Genomic DNA, 18274 nt, shown 5'->3' on the forward strand with positions numbered 1-18274 from the left:
GCGACGAGCGGCCCGTCCGCCGGGTCGACGCCGCGCCTGGCGACAGTGGACTGGGGGCTCGCCCAGGATTTGATCGCCATGGGGGTGACGCCTTTGGCCGTTGGCCAGACGAGCGGCTACGAGACCTGGGTCGGCCAGCCGAAACTGCCGCCGGGCACGCATAACCTCGGGCTGCGTTCGCAGCCGAACCTCGAGCTGTTGTCCCAGCTCGATCCCGACCGGATCCTGATCACCGGGATGTATGCGGCGCTCAAGCCGAAGCTGGCCGCGGTGGCGCCGGTGACCACGGTCGATGTCTACTTCACGCCCGGCCCGGTCTGGGACAAAACCGTGGCCGCGGCGAAAAAGCTGGGGCGCATCACGCATCGCCCACAGGCGGCCCAGGCGCTGATCCAGCGGACCGAGGAGGCCGTTCGCCATGCCGCCCAGCGCCTGCCGGATGATGTGGCGCCGTTGCTGGTTATCCAGTTTTCTGACGCCCAGCACGTCTATGTGTTCGGCCGGGGCAGCCTGATTGGCGCGACCCTGCAGCGTATGGGGCTGACGAATGCCTGGCAGGGTGAGACCTCTCGTTGGGGCTCGGCTCAGATCCCGTTGTCGCGTCTGGCCTCAGTTCAGACCGGCCGGGTGGTGGTGATGGGGCCGATACCGGTCGGATTGCGCCAACGACTGGCCCATAACCGGCTGTGGCAAAGCCTGGCCACCGTGCGCAACGCGCCGGTGGTTTATATCCCGGGCGTCTGGAGCTTCGGCGGCCTGCCGTCGGCCAGTCGTTTCGCGCGTCTGGTAACCGCGGCATTGCGCTCGGCGCCGGCCAGCGGCCCGGGGTGGCCGGAACAGACCGAGCGTTCGTCGTGAACGCCGGCACGCTCGTTACGCCGGCGCGATTGTGCGGCACGATCGCGCTGATCGTGATCGGGCTGGCCGTGGCCGCCTTGCATGCCGTGGCCGGTAGCGACGGGTTCGGCGTATTGACGAGCCGCGCGGGCCCCGATGTTCACCAGATTCTGGTGCACTACAGCTGGCTGCCGCGGCTAACCGTCTCGCTGATCGGCGGGGCCGGACTGGCCCTCGCGGGCGTGCTCATGCAGCAGACGCTGCGCAATCCGCTCGCGTCGCCGACGACACTCGGCGTAGCCACCGGGGCCCAGGTCGCGTTGCTCGCGGCGACGTTGTTCGCGCCCTGGCTGCTGGGCTACGGGCGCAGTGCGATCGCGTTCGTCGGCGGCGCGCTCGCGGTGGCGCTGGTCTTCGCGCTGGCCTGGCGGCGCGGGCTGGCGCCGACCGTGCTGGTGCTGGCCGGGCTGGTGGTCAATCTCTATCTCGGGGCGGTTTCGCTGGCGCTGATCCTGCTCAATCAGGAAAAACTGCACGGTCTGATGATCTGGGGTGCGGGCTCGCTGGCGCAAGACAACTGGGCCGACGTGATCGACCTGGCGCCGCGGCTGGCGATCACCGGTATCGGTGCGGTGGTGCTGGCGCGCGCGCTCGCGTTGCTCGACCTCGACGAGCTCAACGCCCGCAATCTTGGCGTGTCGCTGGCCTGGCTACGGCTGGCGAGTCTCGGCCTCGGTGTGTTCATCACGGCCAGCATCGTGTCGGATCTGGGGGTGATCGGTTTCATCGGCCTGGCCGCGCCGGCCGTGGTGCGCCTCGCCGGCGCGCGTACGCTCGGCGCCCGACTGCTCTGGGCGCCTGTGTTCGGTGCGTTACTGCTCGCGGCGACTGATCTGCTGTTACAGCTGATCAGTGGCAGCAACGCCGCGCTGATTCCGACCGGCGCGACCACCGCCGCCCTCGGCGCGCCGTTGTTGTTGTGGCTCGTGCCCCGGCTGTCGGCCGCGCGCAGCGCGCCACGCCCGACCGCGCCGCCGCCGATCCCGCGCCGCGCCGCGCCCTGGCGTCTCATCGGCGGCGGCATGCTCGCGCTGGCCGGGATGATTATTGTGGCGTTGTTTGCCGGGCGCGGGCTGCACGGCTGGAACGCGCCGTTCGCCTTGCCTTGGTCGGAAACCGGCGTCTGGCGGGCGCCGCGGGTGTTGGCTGCCGGTGCGGCCGGTGCGCTGCTGGCCCTGGCCGGCACTATTATCCAGCGGGTCTCCGGCAACCCGATGGCCAGCCCCGAAGTGCTCGGGGTGAGCGCGGGCACCGGCATGGGGTTGTTGGCCCTGATCTGGTTCGTGCCGGGCGCCAGCACGCCGGCGCTGCTCGGCGCCGGCACGGCCGGCGCGCTGGCGACGCTGGTCGTGCTGATTGCGATCAACGCCCGCTCGCGCTTCGAGCCCGAGCAGCTGCTGCTGACCGGCATCGCCGTGATGTTCGCCTTCGACGCGATCCAGCGCATCGTGCTGGCCGGCAACGATCCGCGCACGCAGTCCATGCTGGCCTGGGTGTCGGGTTCGACCTACTTCGTGACCATGCATACCGCCGTGCTTATTACCGCCGTGGGCGCGGTGTTGGTTGCGCTCGCCTGGCCGCTGGGGCGCTGGCTGGATGTGCTGCCGCTCGGCGAATCGGTCTCGCGCGCGCTCGGCCTGCACGTCACGATCAGCCGGTTGGCGCTGCTGGCCCTGGTGGCGGTGCTTACGGCGGCGGCGACGCTGATCGTTGGGCCATTGTCGTTCGTGGGCCTGCTCGCGCCGCATCTCGCGCGGCTTTCCGGGCTGGCCCGGGCGCGTACGCAGATGGCTGGCGCCATGGTGTTCGGCGCGCTGCTGATGATCGCCGCGGACTGGGTCGGCCGCGAGATTTTGTTCCCGGTGGAGCTGCCGGCCGGGCTGGTGGCCACGCTGATCGGGGGCAGTTATTTCATGTGGCGGCTGCGTCGGATATAGGGCCTTCCCTGGGACCCGGTCAGCGCCGGCGAAAGCAATGGATGCGGCCGGAAAAACGCAGCGTTCGGGGCTCGCCGACGAAGAAATCGTCCACCGAGTTGCGAATCCAGGCCGCGATCGTGTCGAAGGTCTCGCCACGCGCCGTAGCGGCGATGGCGTTGCTCTGGCTGGTGAGATAAGCCACGAAATCTTCGCGCGTCATGATCAGGTCGTGGGCGAACGATTCACGGTGTTGTAGAGCCAGCCGGGCGCGCGCGGCCTGTTTGTGGCTGATTTCGCCGCCCGCCCGCGGTGGCCGCGGGTAGCGTGCGTAGTAGGCCTGCACCCAGTCGCCGAATCGAGGCTGGCCGACCATCTCGCCGCGAAAACCGCTGTCGTAGATCACGAGATGCCCGCCTGGCCTGAGCACGCGGCTCGCCTCGGCCAGAAATCGGCGGCGATCGAACCAGTGCAGGGCCAGGGCTACGTTGACCAGCTCGAAGCGGGCGTCGGCAAACGGCAGGGCTTCGGCACGAGCCGCCGCGTAGCCGGTGCCTGCCAGCGACGGCGCGGCGGCCAGCATGCCCGGCGCGGCATCGACGCCGATGACGTGCTTGGCCAGGGCGCGCAGCGCGCGCGTCGACTGGCCGGTGCCGCAGGCAATATCCAGCGCCCGGTCGAGTGGGCCGTCGGGGGCGACCCGCAGGCCGACGCGCTCGATCACGCGGGCATGGAAATCCGGACGGCCGGCGGCATAGCGATCGGCCGCCCCGGGGCAATCGAACGGGTTGTCGTTCACGTGCGGTGCGCGGTGCGGTCGATACGCGCCACGGCATCGCGGCTCGCCGCGTCGCGTTCCTGCCCTGTGAGTTCGATGAGCTGCCCGGCGCGCATCTCCAGCAGGCGATCGGCGGCGGCGAAGTAAGTGTCGTCGTGGCTGATCGCAACCACGGTATGACCCATGTCGCGAAACGCCGGCAGCAACTCGTGGTAGAACACGCGCCGAAAGATCGGGTCCTGGTCGGCGGCCCATTCGTCGAGCAGCAGAATGTCGCGCCGTTCGGCCAGCGCAACCAGCATGGCGACGCGCTTGCGCTGGCCCTGCGAGAGCTGGGTGTCGAGCAGCCGTGCGCCCTCGCGCGAGAGCTTGCCATCGAGCTGCAGCCGGCGGCACCAGCGTTCGATGAAAGCCTCGTCGGCGTGCGTGCCGTCCGCGCCGAGCAGGCGATCGAACAGATAAAAATCGGTGAACACCGACGAGAACAGGCGCCGCAGGCGGGCCCGGTCCGCGGTGACGTCGTCGCCGTCGATCGTCAGGGGCCCGCTACTGGGGGCCGACAGGCCGCACAGCAGCCGGGCGAAGGTGGTTTTGCCGGAGCCGTTGCCGCCGATGATGAACACCAGTTCGCCGCGCTTGAGCGTGAAGTCGATCGGTCCGATGGCAAACCCGGGGCCATCGGTCTTGTCATAGGCAAAACACGCGTTCTCGACTCGGATCGCTTGCCACGCCGATTCGGCGGGCGCGGTATCGAATGCCGCGCGATAGGGGGCGAGATCCAGCGCGGCCAGCTTGTTGAAGGCGACCTGGGCATTGAGCAGCGTTGGCAGCGCGCCGACGGCGCCGATCATGGGTGTGCGCAGGAACAACAGCGTGAGGGCATAGGTGGCGGCCGTGGCGGTATCCGCCCAGGCCAGCGTGTTGGCGAGAAAGAACACCAGCCCGATCGCGCCGAGCATCATGATGTTGGCCCAGTTGTTGGCCGATAGATGGAACGTGTCCGCGCGGATGATGTGGCGCCGATAGCGTTTGGCGTTGTCGGTATAGCGGGTCCGGTAGAGCTCGCGGGCCCGGGCTCGGTTGAGCGCGAGCTCCTTGCGACCATGAATGACCGTTTCATAGTCCGCGTATAGCGCGTCCTCGGCTTCGCGGACTTCGGTCAAGTGGGCATAGACACGCTGGATCAGCCAGTTGCCGATCATCAATGTCACCGCGATCCAGGCCGCGGTCACCATCAGCAGCGGCAGCGACAGCCAGCCGAGATAGGCCGCGCAGGCCACGGTGAGGACGAGCCCCTGCACCAGCTCGGGCAGGCGAACGAACGCGATGGTGACGTTGCGGATATCGGCCGAGAGGCTGGCGATCAGCGCGGCGCTGCCGATGGCCTCCTGGCGCCCGATATCGGTGTCGAGAATGCGTTTGACCAGCCGCGAGCGTAGAGCGAAGACGAAATGATGCCCGAGCGTGGTCAACCCGAGCTGGGCCACCAGTGCGATCACCAGCAGTAGCCCGATCAGGCCGAAGAATTCCGGCAGGGCCGAGAGCGCGGCATCCTGATGGGCGATCAGGCGCTGATTGATGAAGGCGATCACGCCCACGCCGAGCCCGGCGTTGGCCAGACTCGCCAGCATCACGCCGCAAAACGGCAGGCGATAGTCGCGAACGATCAGGCGGATCAGGTCCATGGGCGGGTCGGCGTCTTGTCGGCGGAACAGGCAAGCCGGCCGGCGGCCGGCCCGGCGCTCAGGATACGCGCTCGGGGGCGGCTTCGCCGGCCGGGTTCGGTGGGCTCGGATAGGTGATCGCCCGCGGGCAGTTCGCGCACAGACCCAGGCTCGGGTCGAGATCGCGCACGCAACACAGGCGACGACATTCACGCGTGGGCTCGCCGTTGCCGTCGCGCGCGCCGGGTTCGAGCGTTTTGAACGGGGCGTGAAAAGGATTGGCGCCGCCGTCGGGTCGACGCGGGGCATCCATCAGCGCCCGGGCGGGTGCCAATCGTCGAGCCGGCAGGTGGCCCTGCTCGGCGAGCTGATCCAGCGCCCAGGCGTAATACATGGCCGCGTTGGAGCCGAATACACGCGGCGACAATCGGTATTCGCCCACGAGGGCCGCGGTGACCGGCGTCATCACGTCGTCGACCAGCGAGCGAATATCGCCGTCGGCGGGCCGCGTGCCGAGCGGGTCCTGATCGAACACGAAGCGGTCGACGGTGCCGTCGGGATGGCAGTACGCCTGCCAGTGGGCCGGGGCAAGATCGAGCGCGCGGCGCGTGCTGCACTGAATCACCACCAGCGGAATAATCAGGCGTGCGAAGAAGAACTTCGACCATTCGGTGGCTGCGGCGCGGCGATCGTCGATCGCGCGCGAGTTCGCATAACGGCGGACCAGATCGTCGAGCGCGCTCCCGTCCACCATGGCGCGTCCGTCGATCACTGGGCCGTGGTCGTCGGGTGCGGTGTCAGACAGCGCATTGGCGGCGAATTCGAGCCGGTCGTGAAAGAAACGCGCGTACATGCCGCCTTGATGGGTCGCGTGAATGCGAATGGTTATCGATACGGTAACGCGGGCCGCGGTCCGAGGAAAGCGCGAAGTCCCGCGGGGCTCGGCTGGATCGAGGCCGGCCAACGCTTGTCGCAATTCTGACACGGCTTCTTGTCAGAAATGCCGCGCGTTGCTATGTTGCCGCCATGGCCGTGTACCGCGCGGCGCCCATTCCTAGTCACGGAGGCCGTCATGGCCGCGATCAGCCTGCTATCCCAGTTCAATCCGCTGGCGAATCGGACCATCGACACCGATATGGATATCGCCATCGTCGGGGCCGGTTTTTCCGGACTGGGCATGGCGATTCAGCTCAAGGAAGCCGGGGTCGAGAATTTCACCCTGATCGAGCGCGGCGACGAAGTGGGTGGCACCTGGCGCGATAATCATTATCCCGGCGCGGCCTGCGACGTAGCCTCGCATCTGTATTCGTTCTCGTTCGAGCAGAACCCGAACTGGTCGCGGGCCTTCGGCCAGCAGCCCGAGATCTTCGATTACATCAAGCGCGTCGCGGCCAAGTACGATCTTTATCGTCATATCCGCTTCAATACGGCGATCCGTGAAGCGCGTTTCGACGAGGACGCCGGCATCTGGCATGCGACCACCGATGGCGGTGAAGAGATCACCGCTCGTGTGATGATCTCGGCGGTCGGCGCCCTGTCCGATCCGGCCTATCCGAAGATCGAGGGGCTGGAGCACTTCCGCGGCAAGCTCATGCACACCGCGCAGTGGGACGACGATTACGATCTCACCGGCAAGCGCGTGGCGGTGATCGGCTCGGGCGCTTCGGCGATCCAGGTCGTGCCCGAGATTCAGAAACAGGCCGGGCAGATGACAGTGTTCCAGCGCACGCCGAGCTGGATCATGCCCAAGCCGGATCGGCCGATTCCGGAAAAAGAGCAGTCCGAATATCGCGAGTCGCCGTTCAAGCTGTCCAAGCGGCGCTATCGCATCTACTGGATGAGCGAGCTGTTCGCGCCGTTCATCATTTCCGATCGCCCGTTCTTCAAGAAGCGGGCTGCGCAGATCGCGAAAAGCCATATCCGCAAGCAGGTCGCCGATCCGGCGCTACGCGAGACCGTGACCCCGGACTATGCGATTGGCTGCAAGCGCATCCTGATTTCCAACGACTGGTACCCGGCGATCCAGGCCGACAACGCCGAGCTGATTGCCGACGGGCCGGCACGCATTACCGAACACAGCATCATTACGAAAGACGGCCGCGAGATCGAGGTCGATGCGATCGTCTGTGCCACCGGGTTCAAGGTGCCGTCCCGGGCCGCGCCGTTTCCGGTGAAGGGGCTGGGTGGCAACGACCTGAATGCGGCCTGGGCCGACGGGGCGGAAGCGTACAAGGGCGTGACCGTGTCGGGCTTTCCCAATCTGTTTTTCCTGATGGGGCCGAACACCGGCCCGAGTCATACCTCGGTGCTCGCCTTTACCGAAATGCAGATGGAATACATCGCCAAGGCCATCGGCCACATGGCCCGCCACGATCTGAAGTGGATGACGGTGAAGAAATCAGTTCAGGACCGCTTTAACCGCGGTATCCAGAAGCGCATGAAACACACCTCGTGGACTTCGGGGTGCAACAGCTGGTATCTCACCGACTCCGGCAAGAACACAACGCTCTACCCCGGCTTCAACTGGGAGTATCGGATGCGGTTGTGGCTGTTCCGGCCGAGCGAGTACGAATCCGCGCCCATGCGGCGCGGCGCGGAGTCGTCGCGCGCCGCGGCCTGATCAGCGCGGCGCAAACAGACCCTAGTTGTGGCGGTAAGTAATGCGATAGATCGTGCTGCCTTGATCATCGCTCACATACAGTGCGCCCTTGGGCCCGACGGCGAGACCGGCGGGCCGGTGGGCGGCGCTGCCCGGCGAGCGCACGATTTTCTCGCCGGTAAAGCCGGTTGGGCCCGCGAAGGTCTGGTATGACGCCGTTGGTTGGCCGCCGTCGAACGGCTGGTAAATCACCCGGAAGCCTTGCTGTGGTTCGGGTGAGCGGTCCCAGGAGCCGTGAAACGCGATGAACGCGCCACCTCGATAAGCTTTCGGAAACATCTTGGCATGGTAGAAGACCACGGCCATGGGGGCCCAATGGGCCGGGTAAGCCGTCATCGGCGCATCCTTGTACTTGGCGCAGCGCCCGACTTTTTGGCCGTCGCCGCCGTACTCCGGATTCAGGCGTCGCAGACGCGCCTCGCCGTCGTAGTAGCAATAGGGCCAGCCGAAATCACTGCCCTGTTTGACGTTCAGGAGAGCCTCGGCTGGCAGGTTTACGCTTTGTTCGGTCGAGAATATCTTGGGCCAGAGCGACGCCAGTTGATCCCGGCCCATCTGGGCGCCGATCAGCCGGCCGCTCGGCGCATCCCAGGTGAGCGCGAACATATTGCGAATACCCGTGGCATAGCGCGCCTGCGGGGTGAACTTCTGGTTCGGTTTATCGGCGACGAAACGCCAGATGCCGCCATGTGTCTTGAGTAGCGGGCACGGATCCTGCCCGGGCGAACCCGGCTTACGATCGTCTTCCTGGCAAGCGTTCGAGGGCGCGCCGATCGAGACATACAGATGATCGCTATCGTCGACGGCCAGCCCGCGCGCGCTGTGGGCGTCCTGCTCGGGCAGATCGGTGACGATGAGTTCGCCGTCGCCCGGCGGTACGGCGGCTTCGCCGAGTTTATAGCGCCGTACGCTATCGGCGGAGGCGGCGTACAACCAGCCGTCATGGATCACCAGGCCGGTGGCGCCACCGCGGCCGAACAACTGGCGCTTGTCGGCAACGCCGTCACCGTTGCTGTCGGTCAGGGCCATCAGGTCGTGCTTACCATCGCCGCGGTTGAGGTTGGCGTAGACCGTGCCGTTCGCGGCCACGGCAATATGCCGCGGCTGGCGCGCGTTCTTGGCGAAAACCGTGGCACAGAAATGCGGTGGCAGATCGAGACCGGCTGTCTTGCAGGCTGCGGCCGCACTACCCGAGCCGGCCAGTGCCAACAACGCGAGCGGCGTGCCCAGTAGCGGGATATTCGATCGACGACTCATCGGCGTGTTGTGGCGCAAACCTGCCTGCGCTTATAGCAGGCAGGCGAGGGCGGCGCTATCCGCAGCAATACGCAGTGTGTTGCAGCCTCGACCGGCGCGGAAATTCCTCCCCGCGATGCGACAGCGATGAACCGATCGTGCGGGGCAGGCGGACGGCGACGGCCGGCGGCTGCTATTCGGGACGGGAGCGTCGACTTCAGCGTCGACTGACCTGGGCTCGGCGATCAGACGGCCGGAGTTCGCGACCGGGATGCGCCGCAGGACGCGAACTGAATCCCGGCGGTTCGGGCTGACATCGCTCGCGCCAATGACGCCGATAGGCAGAATCACACGTCGCGGGTCTTGAAGTCATGCATGATGCACCGATCTAGAATGCTTACTGAATTATTGCGTCCAATCGGAGTGCTGCATGCCTGATCTGTTCAAACCCTGGACCATTGGCGACGTGACCTTTCGCAATCGCATCTTCGTGTCGCCGATGTGTCAGTACTCGGCCGACGACGGTTACCCGAACGACTGGCATTTCGTGCATCTGGGCTCGCGTGCCGTCGGTGGTGCCGGTCTGGTCATGATGGAAGCCACGGCCGTGACCCCCGAAGGCCGGATCACGCCGGGCGATCTGGGGATCTGGAGCGACGATCACGTTGCCGAGTTCAAGCGCAACGCGGACTTCATCCATGCCCAGGGCGGGGCTGCGGGGGTCCAGCTGGCCCACGCCGGGCGTAAGGCCTCTTGTGCGGCGCCGTGGGTTGATGGCGGGCGTGCGCTCACGGCCGATGAAGGCGCGTGGCAGACCGTCGCCCCCAGCGCGATTCCGTTTTCGGACAATGCGCCCACGCCACATGCGTTGACCGCCGATGAGATGCAGGAGATCGTCGATGCATTCGTGGCGGCAGCTCGTCGTGCCGATGCCGCCGGCATGGACATGATCGAAGTGCACGGTGCCCACGGTTATCTGTTGCACGAGTTCGTCTCGCCGCTATCCAACCAGCGCACCGACGAATATGGCGGCAGCCTTGAAAATCGCTGTCGTTTCCCGCTGGAGGTCGTACGCGCCGTGCGGGCGGTCTGGCCGGAGAACAAGCCGTTGTTCTATCGCGTATCCGCCAGCGACTGGGAAGACGGCGGCTGGGACATCGACCAGACCGTTCAACTGGCCCAATGGCTCAAGGCCGAGGGCGTGGACGTGCTCGACTGCTCCGGCGGTGGTAACACGCCGTCTGCGAAAATCCCGGTCGGCCCGGGCTACCAGACCGAGTTCGCGGCCCGCGTGCGACGCGAAACCGGCCTGGCGACCGGCGCGGTCGGCATGATCACCGAGCCGGTTCAGGCCGAGCATATTGTGCACTCCGGTCAGGCCGACTGTGTGCTGCTGGCTCGTGAACTGCTGCGTGACCCGTATTTCCCCTTGCGGGCCGCGGCCGAACTGCACGGCGACGATAATCAGGCGCCGCCGGTGCAGTATGCGCGTGCCTTCACTTAAGACGCGCCCTCGGGCGTCGCGACGCCGCTAGGCGGCGACCGGGCCGGCGACATCGCGAGTCGGTGTCGCCGGCCCGATTCATGATCAGGTCGACCGTTTCCGGTCACGTTGCAATTGAAGCGGCATTCATCGAAATCGACGCGCAGTCGGCAGGGCACGCGATCGCCGGTTAGAATTGCACGATGCAGCGACCTCGTTTCTTGCCCGACAATTTCATCCTCGCGCTAATCTCGGCGATCGTGCTGGCGACGTTCCTGCCGATCCGTGGCGGTATGGCCACGATCTACGAGCACGCCACGACCGTAGCGATCGCATTGTTGTTCTTCCTGCATGGGGCCAAGCTCTCGCGCGAGGCGGTGATCGCCGGGGCGTCGAACTGGCGCCTGCATCTTTGCGTGTTGGCGGCGACCTTTGTCTTGTTCCCGGCGCTAGGGCTGGCGGCGCATCCGTTGTTGTCGGATCTGCTGACGCCGGGCCTGGCCGCCGGCGTGCTGTTCGTCTGCTTGCTGCCGTCGACCGTGCAGTCCTCGATCGCCTTCACGTCCATCGCCGGCGGTAACGTATCGGCGGCGGTGTGCAGCGCGAGCTTATCCAATCTGCTGGGCGTGTTCTTGACCCCGGTGCTTGCCGGCCTGTTTCTGTCGCAGGCCGGGCATGCCGGCGGCTCGATGCCGGCCGTGGTGCATATCGTCAGCGAGATCGTGCTGCCGTTCGCGGCCGGTCAGGTCGCCCGGCGCTGGATTGGCGGCTGGGTGAAAGCCCATCCGAAGGTCGTCAAATTCGTGGACCAAGGCTCGATCGTCCTCGTGGTCTACGGCGCGTTCTCGGCCTCGGTGGTTCAGGGGCTGTGGCATCAGATTCCGCCTCAGGCGCTGGCCTGGTTGTTCGTAGCCGATGCGGTACTGCTGGCGATTGTGCTCGCGGTGACTTACGGGGTGGGGCGCGCCTTGTTTTCGCGCGAGGACGCACTGGTCCTGTTGTTCTGTGGTTCCAAGAAATCGCTGGCTAGCGGTATTCCCATCGCCAAGGTGCTGTTCGCCTCGAGCGCATTGGGTGCCATCGTGCTGCCGCTCATGATCTTTCATCAGATTCAGCTGATCGCCTGCGCGGCCATCGCACGGCGCGCGGCCCGCCACGCCCCGGACGCCGAACCCGTTCGCGGATGACGCGAACCCGGCAAAGCTGGGCGATCGCGGCGATCGCTTTCACCGGTGGCGTGGGCGGCGGCGTGGTGTTTCCCATCCTGCCCGTGGTGGGCGTGCAGCTCGGTATCGGCGGCGCCATGATCGGGCTGATTCTGTCGGCGAATCGGATCGCGCGGTTGGTATTCAATCCGGCGACCGGTTCGCTGCTCGATCGCTTCGGCGCGCGCTGGCCGGTGGTCTTCGGTCTGTTGCTGGAGACGGTGGGTACCGGTGCGTATTCGATGGCCTTGTCGGCCGATCGGCCTGCGCTATGGTTCCTGCTTGGTCGCATTATCTGGGGGCTGGGGTCGTCGCTGCTGCTGGTGGGGGCGCTGGCGGCGATCATGTCGATCAGCCAGGACGCTTCCCGCGGCGGCATGACGGCGCGCGTGCGAACCGCCATCAGTCTCGGCTTTCCCGGCGGGCTCGTCATCGGCGGCCTGGTGGCCGATACCGTCTCCGACAACGCGGCGTTTCTGGTAGCGACGGGTTTGAGTCTCGCGGCAGCGATCGGAGCTGCCTGCGTCATGTCCGAGCATGCCGAGCCGCGTCGCCGGGCGCCGGCCGCGAACGGCTCGCGCTGGGTCGCCTGGGGCGAGGTGCTGTCGCTGCGGACACTGCGCATCATTTTTGCCGCCAACGCGCTGTTGTTCTTCGCCGTGTCCGGCGTATTACTGGCCACGGTCGCGCTCGCCGTCGACGCGCGTCATCTGTTGTTGTTTGGCCTCGGGGCGCAAGGCAGCGCCGGGTTGTTGATGGCGGTGCTGATGGGGGCCCGCGCTTCCGCGTCGCTGGCCTGCGGGCGTTATCTGGACCGCTCGGCCTCGCGTACGCGTCTGCTGTTGCCGGCCATGGCCGGGGTGGCGATCGGTTTCGTTGTGTTCGGGCTGGCGACCAATCTCGGGCTGGCGATCATTGGGCTGCTGTGTATCGGCGCCGGGGCGGGTGGGCTGACGATCCCGATGCTCACGTTGCTTGGCGATGTGGCGCCGTCGCATATCCACGGCCGGGCACTGTCCGTGTACCAATGGGCGTCCGATCTGGGCGGTGCGCTCGGGCCGATTCTCGGGCTGATGGCCGGACGCTGGATCGGCTACGGGCCGAGTTATGTGGCGGTCGGTCTGCTCATTCTGTCGATGGTGCTCCCGCTGCGTTACTTGGCCGCCGACGAGCAATCGCGCCACGCCTGAGCCGCACGGTCCGCCCCGGCGAAACCGCATGGGGGGTCTGGCGATCGATGCCCGCTGCCGTTGCAGCGGATCAAACGTGTCATTCCGGCCGCCGTATCACGTTCGAAAGGTGGGGTTCCCAAGTTTGAGCTTCGAACGCGGATGTGGCGTTTGTTAGATTATCGTTATATTGGTCGTTTTTTTGGGTTTTTATTGCTTAGTGCATCAAAATTAAAGAATGGGTTTGCCGGGTCGATAGAGTGACGGCTGCGTCGACGCCAGTGGCGCCGCGAAGCTATTGGGGCGTGTCGTCACAAGGGGCGCTCCAGTGAAGCCGATCCTTCCTTCTATCGTGGTGCGCTGTGGTGTTCAGGAAATCCAAATTGAAGACTCGTTTCAATAAAATCAGCGTCAAGTACGCGGTTGTTTTCGTAGGCGTTGCTCTGTCGCTGCTGATCGTATTCGCGACCGGCGTGATGCTTGCGCATTTGCTGAAGCAGCGCATGGCGGAGTTCAGCGGCCCCTTCAGCGAGGCGACGAGTCTCGTGCTGAACGCCGATCGCGATCTCTATCAGGCGCGTGTTGCCGAGCTGGAGTATCTGAATCTCTCGCCCGGTTCGAGTCCGGCCAAGAAAGCGCTCTCGGATTACCAGGAAAACGCGCAGCAGGCGCATGACCGCATGCAGAAATTCGTGCAAACGATGGCTGCCTATCCTGATGTCGTGGCTTCGGCGGATGGGTTTAAGCAGCGTTACGACCGATGGCAATCCGAGTCGCAGAAGGTTTTCGATCTGTACGATGGCGGCGACCGGGCGGCGGCGGTGACGCAGCTCAATGGCGTATCGGCTCAGGCATTCCAGCAGTTGCGTGCGCTCTATAATGCGGGCGGCGAAGCGACCCAGGCCAGGATTGCCAAGCTGCAGTCGCAGACGTTCGCCGAGGTTGGGCATCAGCAGCTCATCGCCGGCATTTTTTCGCTGGTGGTGGCCGTCCTGGCGATGCTCGTGGCCATCGTCGGGCCGTTGACGATGTCGCGGGCGATTCGCCGGGTGACGAACCGGATTCAGGAAATCACCGACGGTGACGGCGATCTGACGGCGCGCATCACGACCACGCGGGGTGATGAGATCGGTGATCTGGCCCATCATTTCAATCGTTTCATCGCGCGTATGGACCGCACCCTGGGTTCGGTTCGGGATAGTTCCGAGAGCGTGCAGACAGCCTCCGGTGAAATTGCCCAGGGCAGTCAGGCGCTGGCTTCCCGTACCGAACAGTCGGCGGCGAACCTGGAGGAGACGTCGGCGGCGATGGAACAGATCACCGCGACCGTTCGCAACACCGCCGAGGCAGCAGAGCAGGGCAACACGCTCGCCCAGTCGACCGCGGAAATCGCGGGTCGCGGCGCCAGCGCCATGCGTGACATGGAAGAGAACATGGCGGAGATCAGCGGCTCGGCCTCGGAAATATCGGCCATCACCACATTGATCGACGACATCGCTTTTCAGACCAATCTGCTGGCGCTCAACGCATCGGTCGAAGCAGCCCGAGCTGGCGAGCACGGGCGCGGGTTTGCCGTCGTGGCGCAGGAGGTCCGGGCGTTGGCCAGCCGGGCCGCGAATGCGTCGGGCGATATCCGCAAGCAGATCGAGCGGGCGGTGAGTCGCAGCCGTTCGGGCACCGACATCGTGCAGGCCACGGTCGCCACGATCAGCGAGATCGTGACGAGCGTGAACCAGCTCAACGAGGTCATCGGCCAGATTAGCCACGGCGCACGGGAACAGAGTCAGGGCCTGGGCCAGGTCCATACCGCCGTGACCGAACTCGACAACGCCACCCAGCAGAACGCCGCGATGGTGGAACAGACCAGTGCTGCCGCGGTGCACATGCGAGAGCAGGCAGCCCAACTCAACGCGCTGCTGTCATCGTTCCGCCTTAGCGAAACGCTCGGCGGGCCGGAGACGGCCTACGCTGATATCCGCGACGCCAAGCCGGCCGGCGAGCCGCGACCGGGCTACGATAATCCGGCCGGCAGATCGCTCGCAGTGTGATCGACGTGCGTGACGGCGGCGGTGTGGCTAGCGTCGTCGTCACGACTCGCCCAGCGGCAGACGCTCGATTGTCCGGCCGGCGTCGTCGATCCAGACGGTCTCCGCGCGCACGCTGATGTCTTCGAGCGACAGGCAGACATGATGACGCCGCCCGCCGCCCTGTTCGATACGGGGCACACGGGCGGCGTTGATGTATAGCGTGTCGTCCTGGCGCGCCCAGGTTCGGCGCCAGGCGCCGGAGTGCTTGCTTTGATGATGCATGTGCCCGGCGATGACCGCGCGTACGCGATGGCCGGTGGCGCGGGCGTGTGCCAGCGCATCCCGCAGGTCCGGGTCGCCGAAATCGCCAAGCGTGGGATCGAAATCGCAACCGAACGGGTCCGTGGGCGCGTCTCCGAGCCCGGCCGGGCCATTGTGCGCCAGGACAATCAGATCGCGTGGGGCTGTATCGATCAGCGCACACAGCCGGTCACGGCTGTCGGCGAAGCTGGATACGTTGAAAGCGTGTTTGAGGTAAGGCCGGAAATACAGCCGGTTGCCGCCCATGGCATGCGGGCGCGCAATGATCAGGCCGAGATCGGCGGCCAGCGCGTGGCGACTGAAGCCGCCGAGCGTGACCGGCCCGAGGTCGGCCTCGAGCCGGGCGACACGTCGCCGCATGCCGATGGCGCCCCAGCGGGTTGCCCAGCGCCGACCGCGGATTTCGGCGATGAGCTGCGGCAGGGTGGTCGCGTCGTGATTGCCCGGAATGGCCCATGCCGGCAGCGTAAGCCGCGCCAGCCGCTGCGCGACCGGTCGACTGTTCACCACGCGTGCGAAATCGCCCACGAACAGCAGCGCATCGTAGCCCGATGCATTGAAGAACGCGGTGTCGCGCTCGTCCCAGGCGCCGTGGATATCGCCGATGATGCCGATCTGCATCCGATGTTTTTAAAAACACGGATTTCGCGCGTCAAGTCGCCGCGACCGCGACGATATGTCGCATAGGGTGGGGCGCCTGGCCCGGCTAGTCTTGGCGCCGTTTTCAAATCGTTTTTCGGGGGCAGACGATGTGGCGTTATTCGACCATGGTGTGGGGCGGCTTGTGCCTGAGTGCGGCCACGCCGGTGCTGGCGCAGGGCGAGCCGTCGGGGCATCCCGCGGCCGGGCCGGTGCCCGCTTCGAGTGCGAGCGTCACGCAGCTCGCGCCGTTGACCGTGGAGGGCATGATCAGCCGGGCCGATCTCGTCCAGCCGCCCATCGCGTCTTCGATCGTGGATACGGCCGCAGCGATGACGGACGTGCCCGGTGGCGCCTTGATCGACAATGGTGGGCTGTCGGGCCAGGTCCAGTTCCGTGGGCTCACCGGTTATCGCAACCAGACCACGATCGACGGCATGGGCGTGGCCCCGGGCGGGCCGAACTGGATGGACCCGCCGCTACACTATGCGCCGGCCGCGTTGGTCGAGTCGCTGACGGTGACACGCGGTATTCCATCGGTGGCGGACAGCGTGGACACGATCGGCACGGCCGTGAACGCGACGACGCGACAGAGCCATTACGCCCGCGGCGAAAATTACGAGTGGCACGGCTGGGGCGAAGCCACGACCCAAACGGTCGACGACGGCTATAGCCTGTCCGGCCAGACGAGTCTGGCCAACGACATCAATCGCCTGGGTTTGACCGCGGTGACGGATCAGGCGGGGAATCGGCGCACGCCCTACGGCAAGCTGAGGGCCTCGTCCTATGATCGCAAGCAGTACGGGCTCGACTTCGGGCATCGCGAAGCCTGGGGCGAGAGCTCTGGCTTCGTGCGTATGCAACGCACCGGCGATACCGGCAATCTGGATTTGCCGCTCGACGTGCATTATTTCCATAGCGCGCTGGCCGAGTTGAAGCAGCGTGCCGATATTGGCCGGACCCATCTCACCGCTCAGCTCGATTTCAACCATGTCGAGCACCAAATGGATAACTATATTCTGCGTCCGACGCCGAATTTCTCGCCGCTCAATGGCGATATGTCCGACCCGCGCTACATTCGGGCACGCAGTCAGCGTTATGCCGCGAAGTTGCATGCGGCGCATCCGCTGGCCGGCGGCACGTTCAAGGCCGGCTTCGACGGCCGCTGGGGGCAGCACGATGCGTTCGTCGGCCATCCTAAAATGGCCGTGTTCCGGGTCGACGCCTTCGACGCTATCCGCCGCGACACCTACAGCCTGTTCAGCCAATGGGCGGGCCCGATCAGCGGGCCATGGCATGGCGAGTTGGGTGTTCGTGACAGTCTCGTGCATACCTCGGCCGGGCCGGGCGGCGTGGCGTCTTCGCTGCCGGTGCCGGCACAGCGCCTGGCCGCCGATTTCGCGGCTCGCGATCGCAATCAGACCGACAACAACATCGATGTGGTGGCGAAGCTGTCGCGCGATATCGGCCGGCGCTGGCAGGCGCAACTCGGCCTGGCCCGCAAGACGCGCTCGCCTTATTACACCGAGCGTTATGCCTATATCCCGCTGCAGGCCACGGCCGGTTCGGCGGACGGCAATAATACGATCGGCGATACCCGGCTGTCGCCGGAAGTGGCCTATATGGCGGATCTAGGCTTGAGCTTTACGGGCCGCCGGCTGAGCTTCTCGCCCGAGGTGTATTACCACCGGATCCATGATTACATCACCGCCGTGCCCTACGACGGCGGCAACCCGGACGTGATCCGGGTGTCGACCGTCAACGGCGACCCGACGCCGCTGCAATACGCCAACATCCAAGCCGAGATATACGGGGCCGACATCGCCGCCGCCTACAAGCTCGCCCCGGCGTGGACACTGTCGGGCGGCGCCGGCTACACGCGCGGCCGTCGCACCGATACGAGCGATAATCTGTATCGCATCGCGCCCGCCAATATGCGCGCGCAGCTGGTCTACGATCGAGCGGCCTGGCGGTTGTCGGTAGCCGAGCGTTATGTCTTCGCACAGCATCACATCGCCGAGTCGCATCGCGATGCGAGGTTCGGCGATCCGGACACCGGCGGCTATGCCCTGACCGATATCGCGGCCCGTTATCGGGCCACAGCGCATGTCTGGGTCGAAGTGGGCGTGGATAATCTGTTCGATCGCCGCTATCGCGACTTCATGAGCGGGTTCAACCGCGTCGACGACAGCGCCGTGCCGGTTGGCGCGCGCCTTCCGGGTGCGGGGCGCAATGCGCATGCGACGGTGCATGTGTCGTTCTGAAGGCGGGCGCCGCTGA

General features: G+C 65.9%; 13 protein-coding genes. 8 read left to right on the top strand and 5 right to left on the bottom strand.

Annotated features, from left to right (window positions below):
• The first annotated feature begins 45 nt into the window (after positions 1-45).
• Positions 46-858 carry an iron-siderophore ABC transporter substrate-binding protein gene (locus tag C41B8_RS14055; RefSeq protein WP_269634494.1) on the top strand — a complete coding sequence of 271 codons (813 nt, stop codon included), beginning with the start codon at positions 46-48 and terminating at the stop codon, positions 856-858.
• Positions 855-2834 carry a Fe(3+)-hydroxamate ABC transporter permease FhuB gene (gene fhuB, locus C41B8_RS14060; protein ID WP_037339480.1) on the top strand — a complete coding sequence of 660 codons (1980 nt, stop codon included), beginning with the start codon at positions 855-857 and terminating at the stop codon, positions 2832-2834. Before C41B8_RS14055 ends, fhuB begins: the two co-directional genes overlap by 4 nt.
• 19 nt (positions 2835-2853) lie before the next feature.
• Here the strand turns inward: fhuB and C41B8_RS19740 are convergent, their stop codons facing one another.
• Genes C41B8_RS19740 through fhuF form a run of 3 tightly spaced genes read right to left on the bottom strand, consistent with a single transcriptional unit; the run spans position 2854 to position 6108 of the window.
• On the bottom strand, positions 2854-3612 hold the full coding sequence (locus tag C41B8_RS19740; RefSeq protein WP_051883555.1) for a class I SAM-dependent methyltransferase: 759 nt from the start codon (positions 3610-3612) through the stop codon (positions 2854-2856).
• Positions 3609-5276 (bottom strand): multidrug ABC transporter permease/ATP-binding protein, encoded by a 1668-nt coding sequence (locus C41B8_RS14070; RefSeq protein WP_037339483.1) that lies wholly within the window; start codon positions 5274-5276, stop codon positions 3609-3611. The genes C41B8_RS19740 and C41B8_RS14070 overlap by 4 nt, the downstream gene beginning before the upstream one ends.
• A 58-nt stretch (positions 5277-5334) precedes the next feature.
• Positions 5335-6108 carry a siderophore-iron reductase FhuF gene (gene fhuF, locus C41B8_RS14075; RefSeq protein WP_037339485.1) on the bottom strand — a complete coding sequence of 258 codons (774 nt, stop codon included), beginning with the start codon at positions 6106-6108 and terminating at the stop codon, positions 5335-5337.
• Between the two features lie 219 nt (positions 6109-6327).
• Between fhuF and C41B8_RS14080 the strand changes: the two genes are divergently transcribed.
• Complete coding sequence (locus C41B8_RS14080) at positions 6328-7875, top strand: flavin-containing monooxygenase (RefSeq protein ID WP_051883556.1); 1548 nt, start codon at positions 6328-6330, stop codon at positions 7873-7875.
• Between the two features lie 21 nt (positions 7876-7896).
• Here C41B8_RS14080 and C41B8_RS14085 read toward each other — a convergent pair whose 3' ends face one another.
• Positions 7897-9171: a PQQ-dependent sugar dehydrogenase gene (locus C41B8_RS14085; RefSeq protein WP_037339488.1), complete on the bottom strand. Its 1275-nt coding sequence runs from the start codon at positions 9169-9171 to the stop codon at positions 7897-7899.
• A gap of 409 nt (positions 9172-9580) precedes the next feature.
• Between C41B8_RS14085 and C41B8_RS14090 the strand changes: the two genes are divergently transcribed.
• The 4 genes from C41B8_RS14090 to C41B8_RS14105 all read left to right on the top strand — a co-directional run bounded on the left by C41B8_RS14090 (position 9581) and on the right by C41B8_RS14105 (position 15055).
• Positions 9581-10654 (top strand): NADH:flavin oxidoreductase/NADH oxidase, encoded by a 1074-nt coding sequence (locus tag C41B8_RS14090; protein ID WP_037339490.1) that lies wholly within the window; start codon positions 9581-9583, stop codon positions 10652-10654.
• A 182-nt stretch (positions 10655-10836) separates the two neighbouring features.
• Positions 10837-11820, top strand: a complete 984-nt coding sequence (locus tag C41B8_RS14095) for a bile acid:sodium symporter family protein (protein WP_037339493.1) — start codon at positions 10837-10839, stop codon at positions 11818-11820.
• Positions 11817-13028: an MFS transporter gene (locus tag C41B8_RS14100; RefSeq protein WP_037339495.1), complete on the top strand. Its 1212-nt coding sequence runs from the start codon at positions 11817-11819 to the stop codon at positions 13026-13028. The genes C41B8_RS14095 and C41B8_RS14100 overlap by 4 nt, the downstream gene beginning before the upstream one ends.
• 362 nt (positions 13029-13390) lie before the next feature.
• Positions 13391-15055 carry a methyl-accepting chemotaxis protein gene (locus tag C41B8_RS14105; RefSeq protein ID WP_037339498.1) on the top strand — a complete coding sequence of 555 codons (1665 nt, stop codon included), beginning with the start codon at positions 13391-13393 and terminating at the stop codon, positions 15053-15055.
• Between the two features lie 39 nt (positions 15056-15094).
• Here the strand turns inward: C41B8_RS14105 and C41B8_RS14110 are convergent, their stop codons facing one another.
• Positions 15095-15976: a metallophosphoesterase gene (locus tag C41B8_RS14110; RefSeq protein WP_051883557.1), complete on the bottom strand. Its 882-nt coding sequence runs from the start codon at positions 15974-15976 to the stop codon at positions 15095-15097.
• A gap of 128 nt (positions 15977-16104) precedes the next feature.
• Between C41B8_RS14110 and C41B8_RS14115 the strand changes: the two genes are divergently transcribed.
• Entirely contained in the window at positions 16105-18258 is a 2154-nt protein-coding gene (locus C41B8_RS14115; protein ID WP_037339501.1) for a TonB-dependent receptor plug domain-containing protein, read from the top strand.
• Positions 18259-18274: the final 16 nt, after the last annotated feature.

The sequence above is a fragment of the Salinisphaera hydrothermalis C41B8 genome, assembly GCF_000732535.1.
Lineage (GTDB): Bacteria > Pseudomonadota > Gammaproteobacteria > Nevskiales > Salinisphaeraceae > Salinisphaera > Salinisphaera hydrothermalis.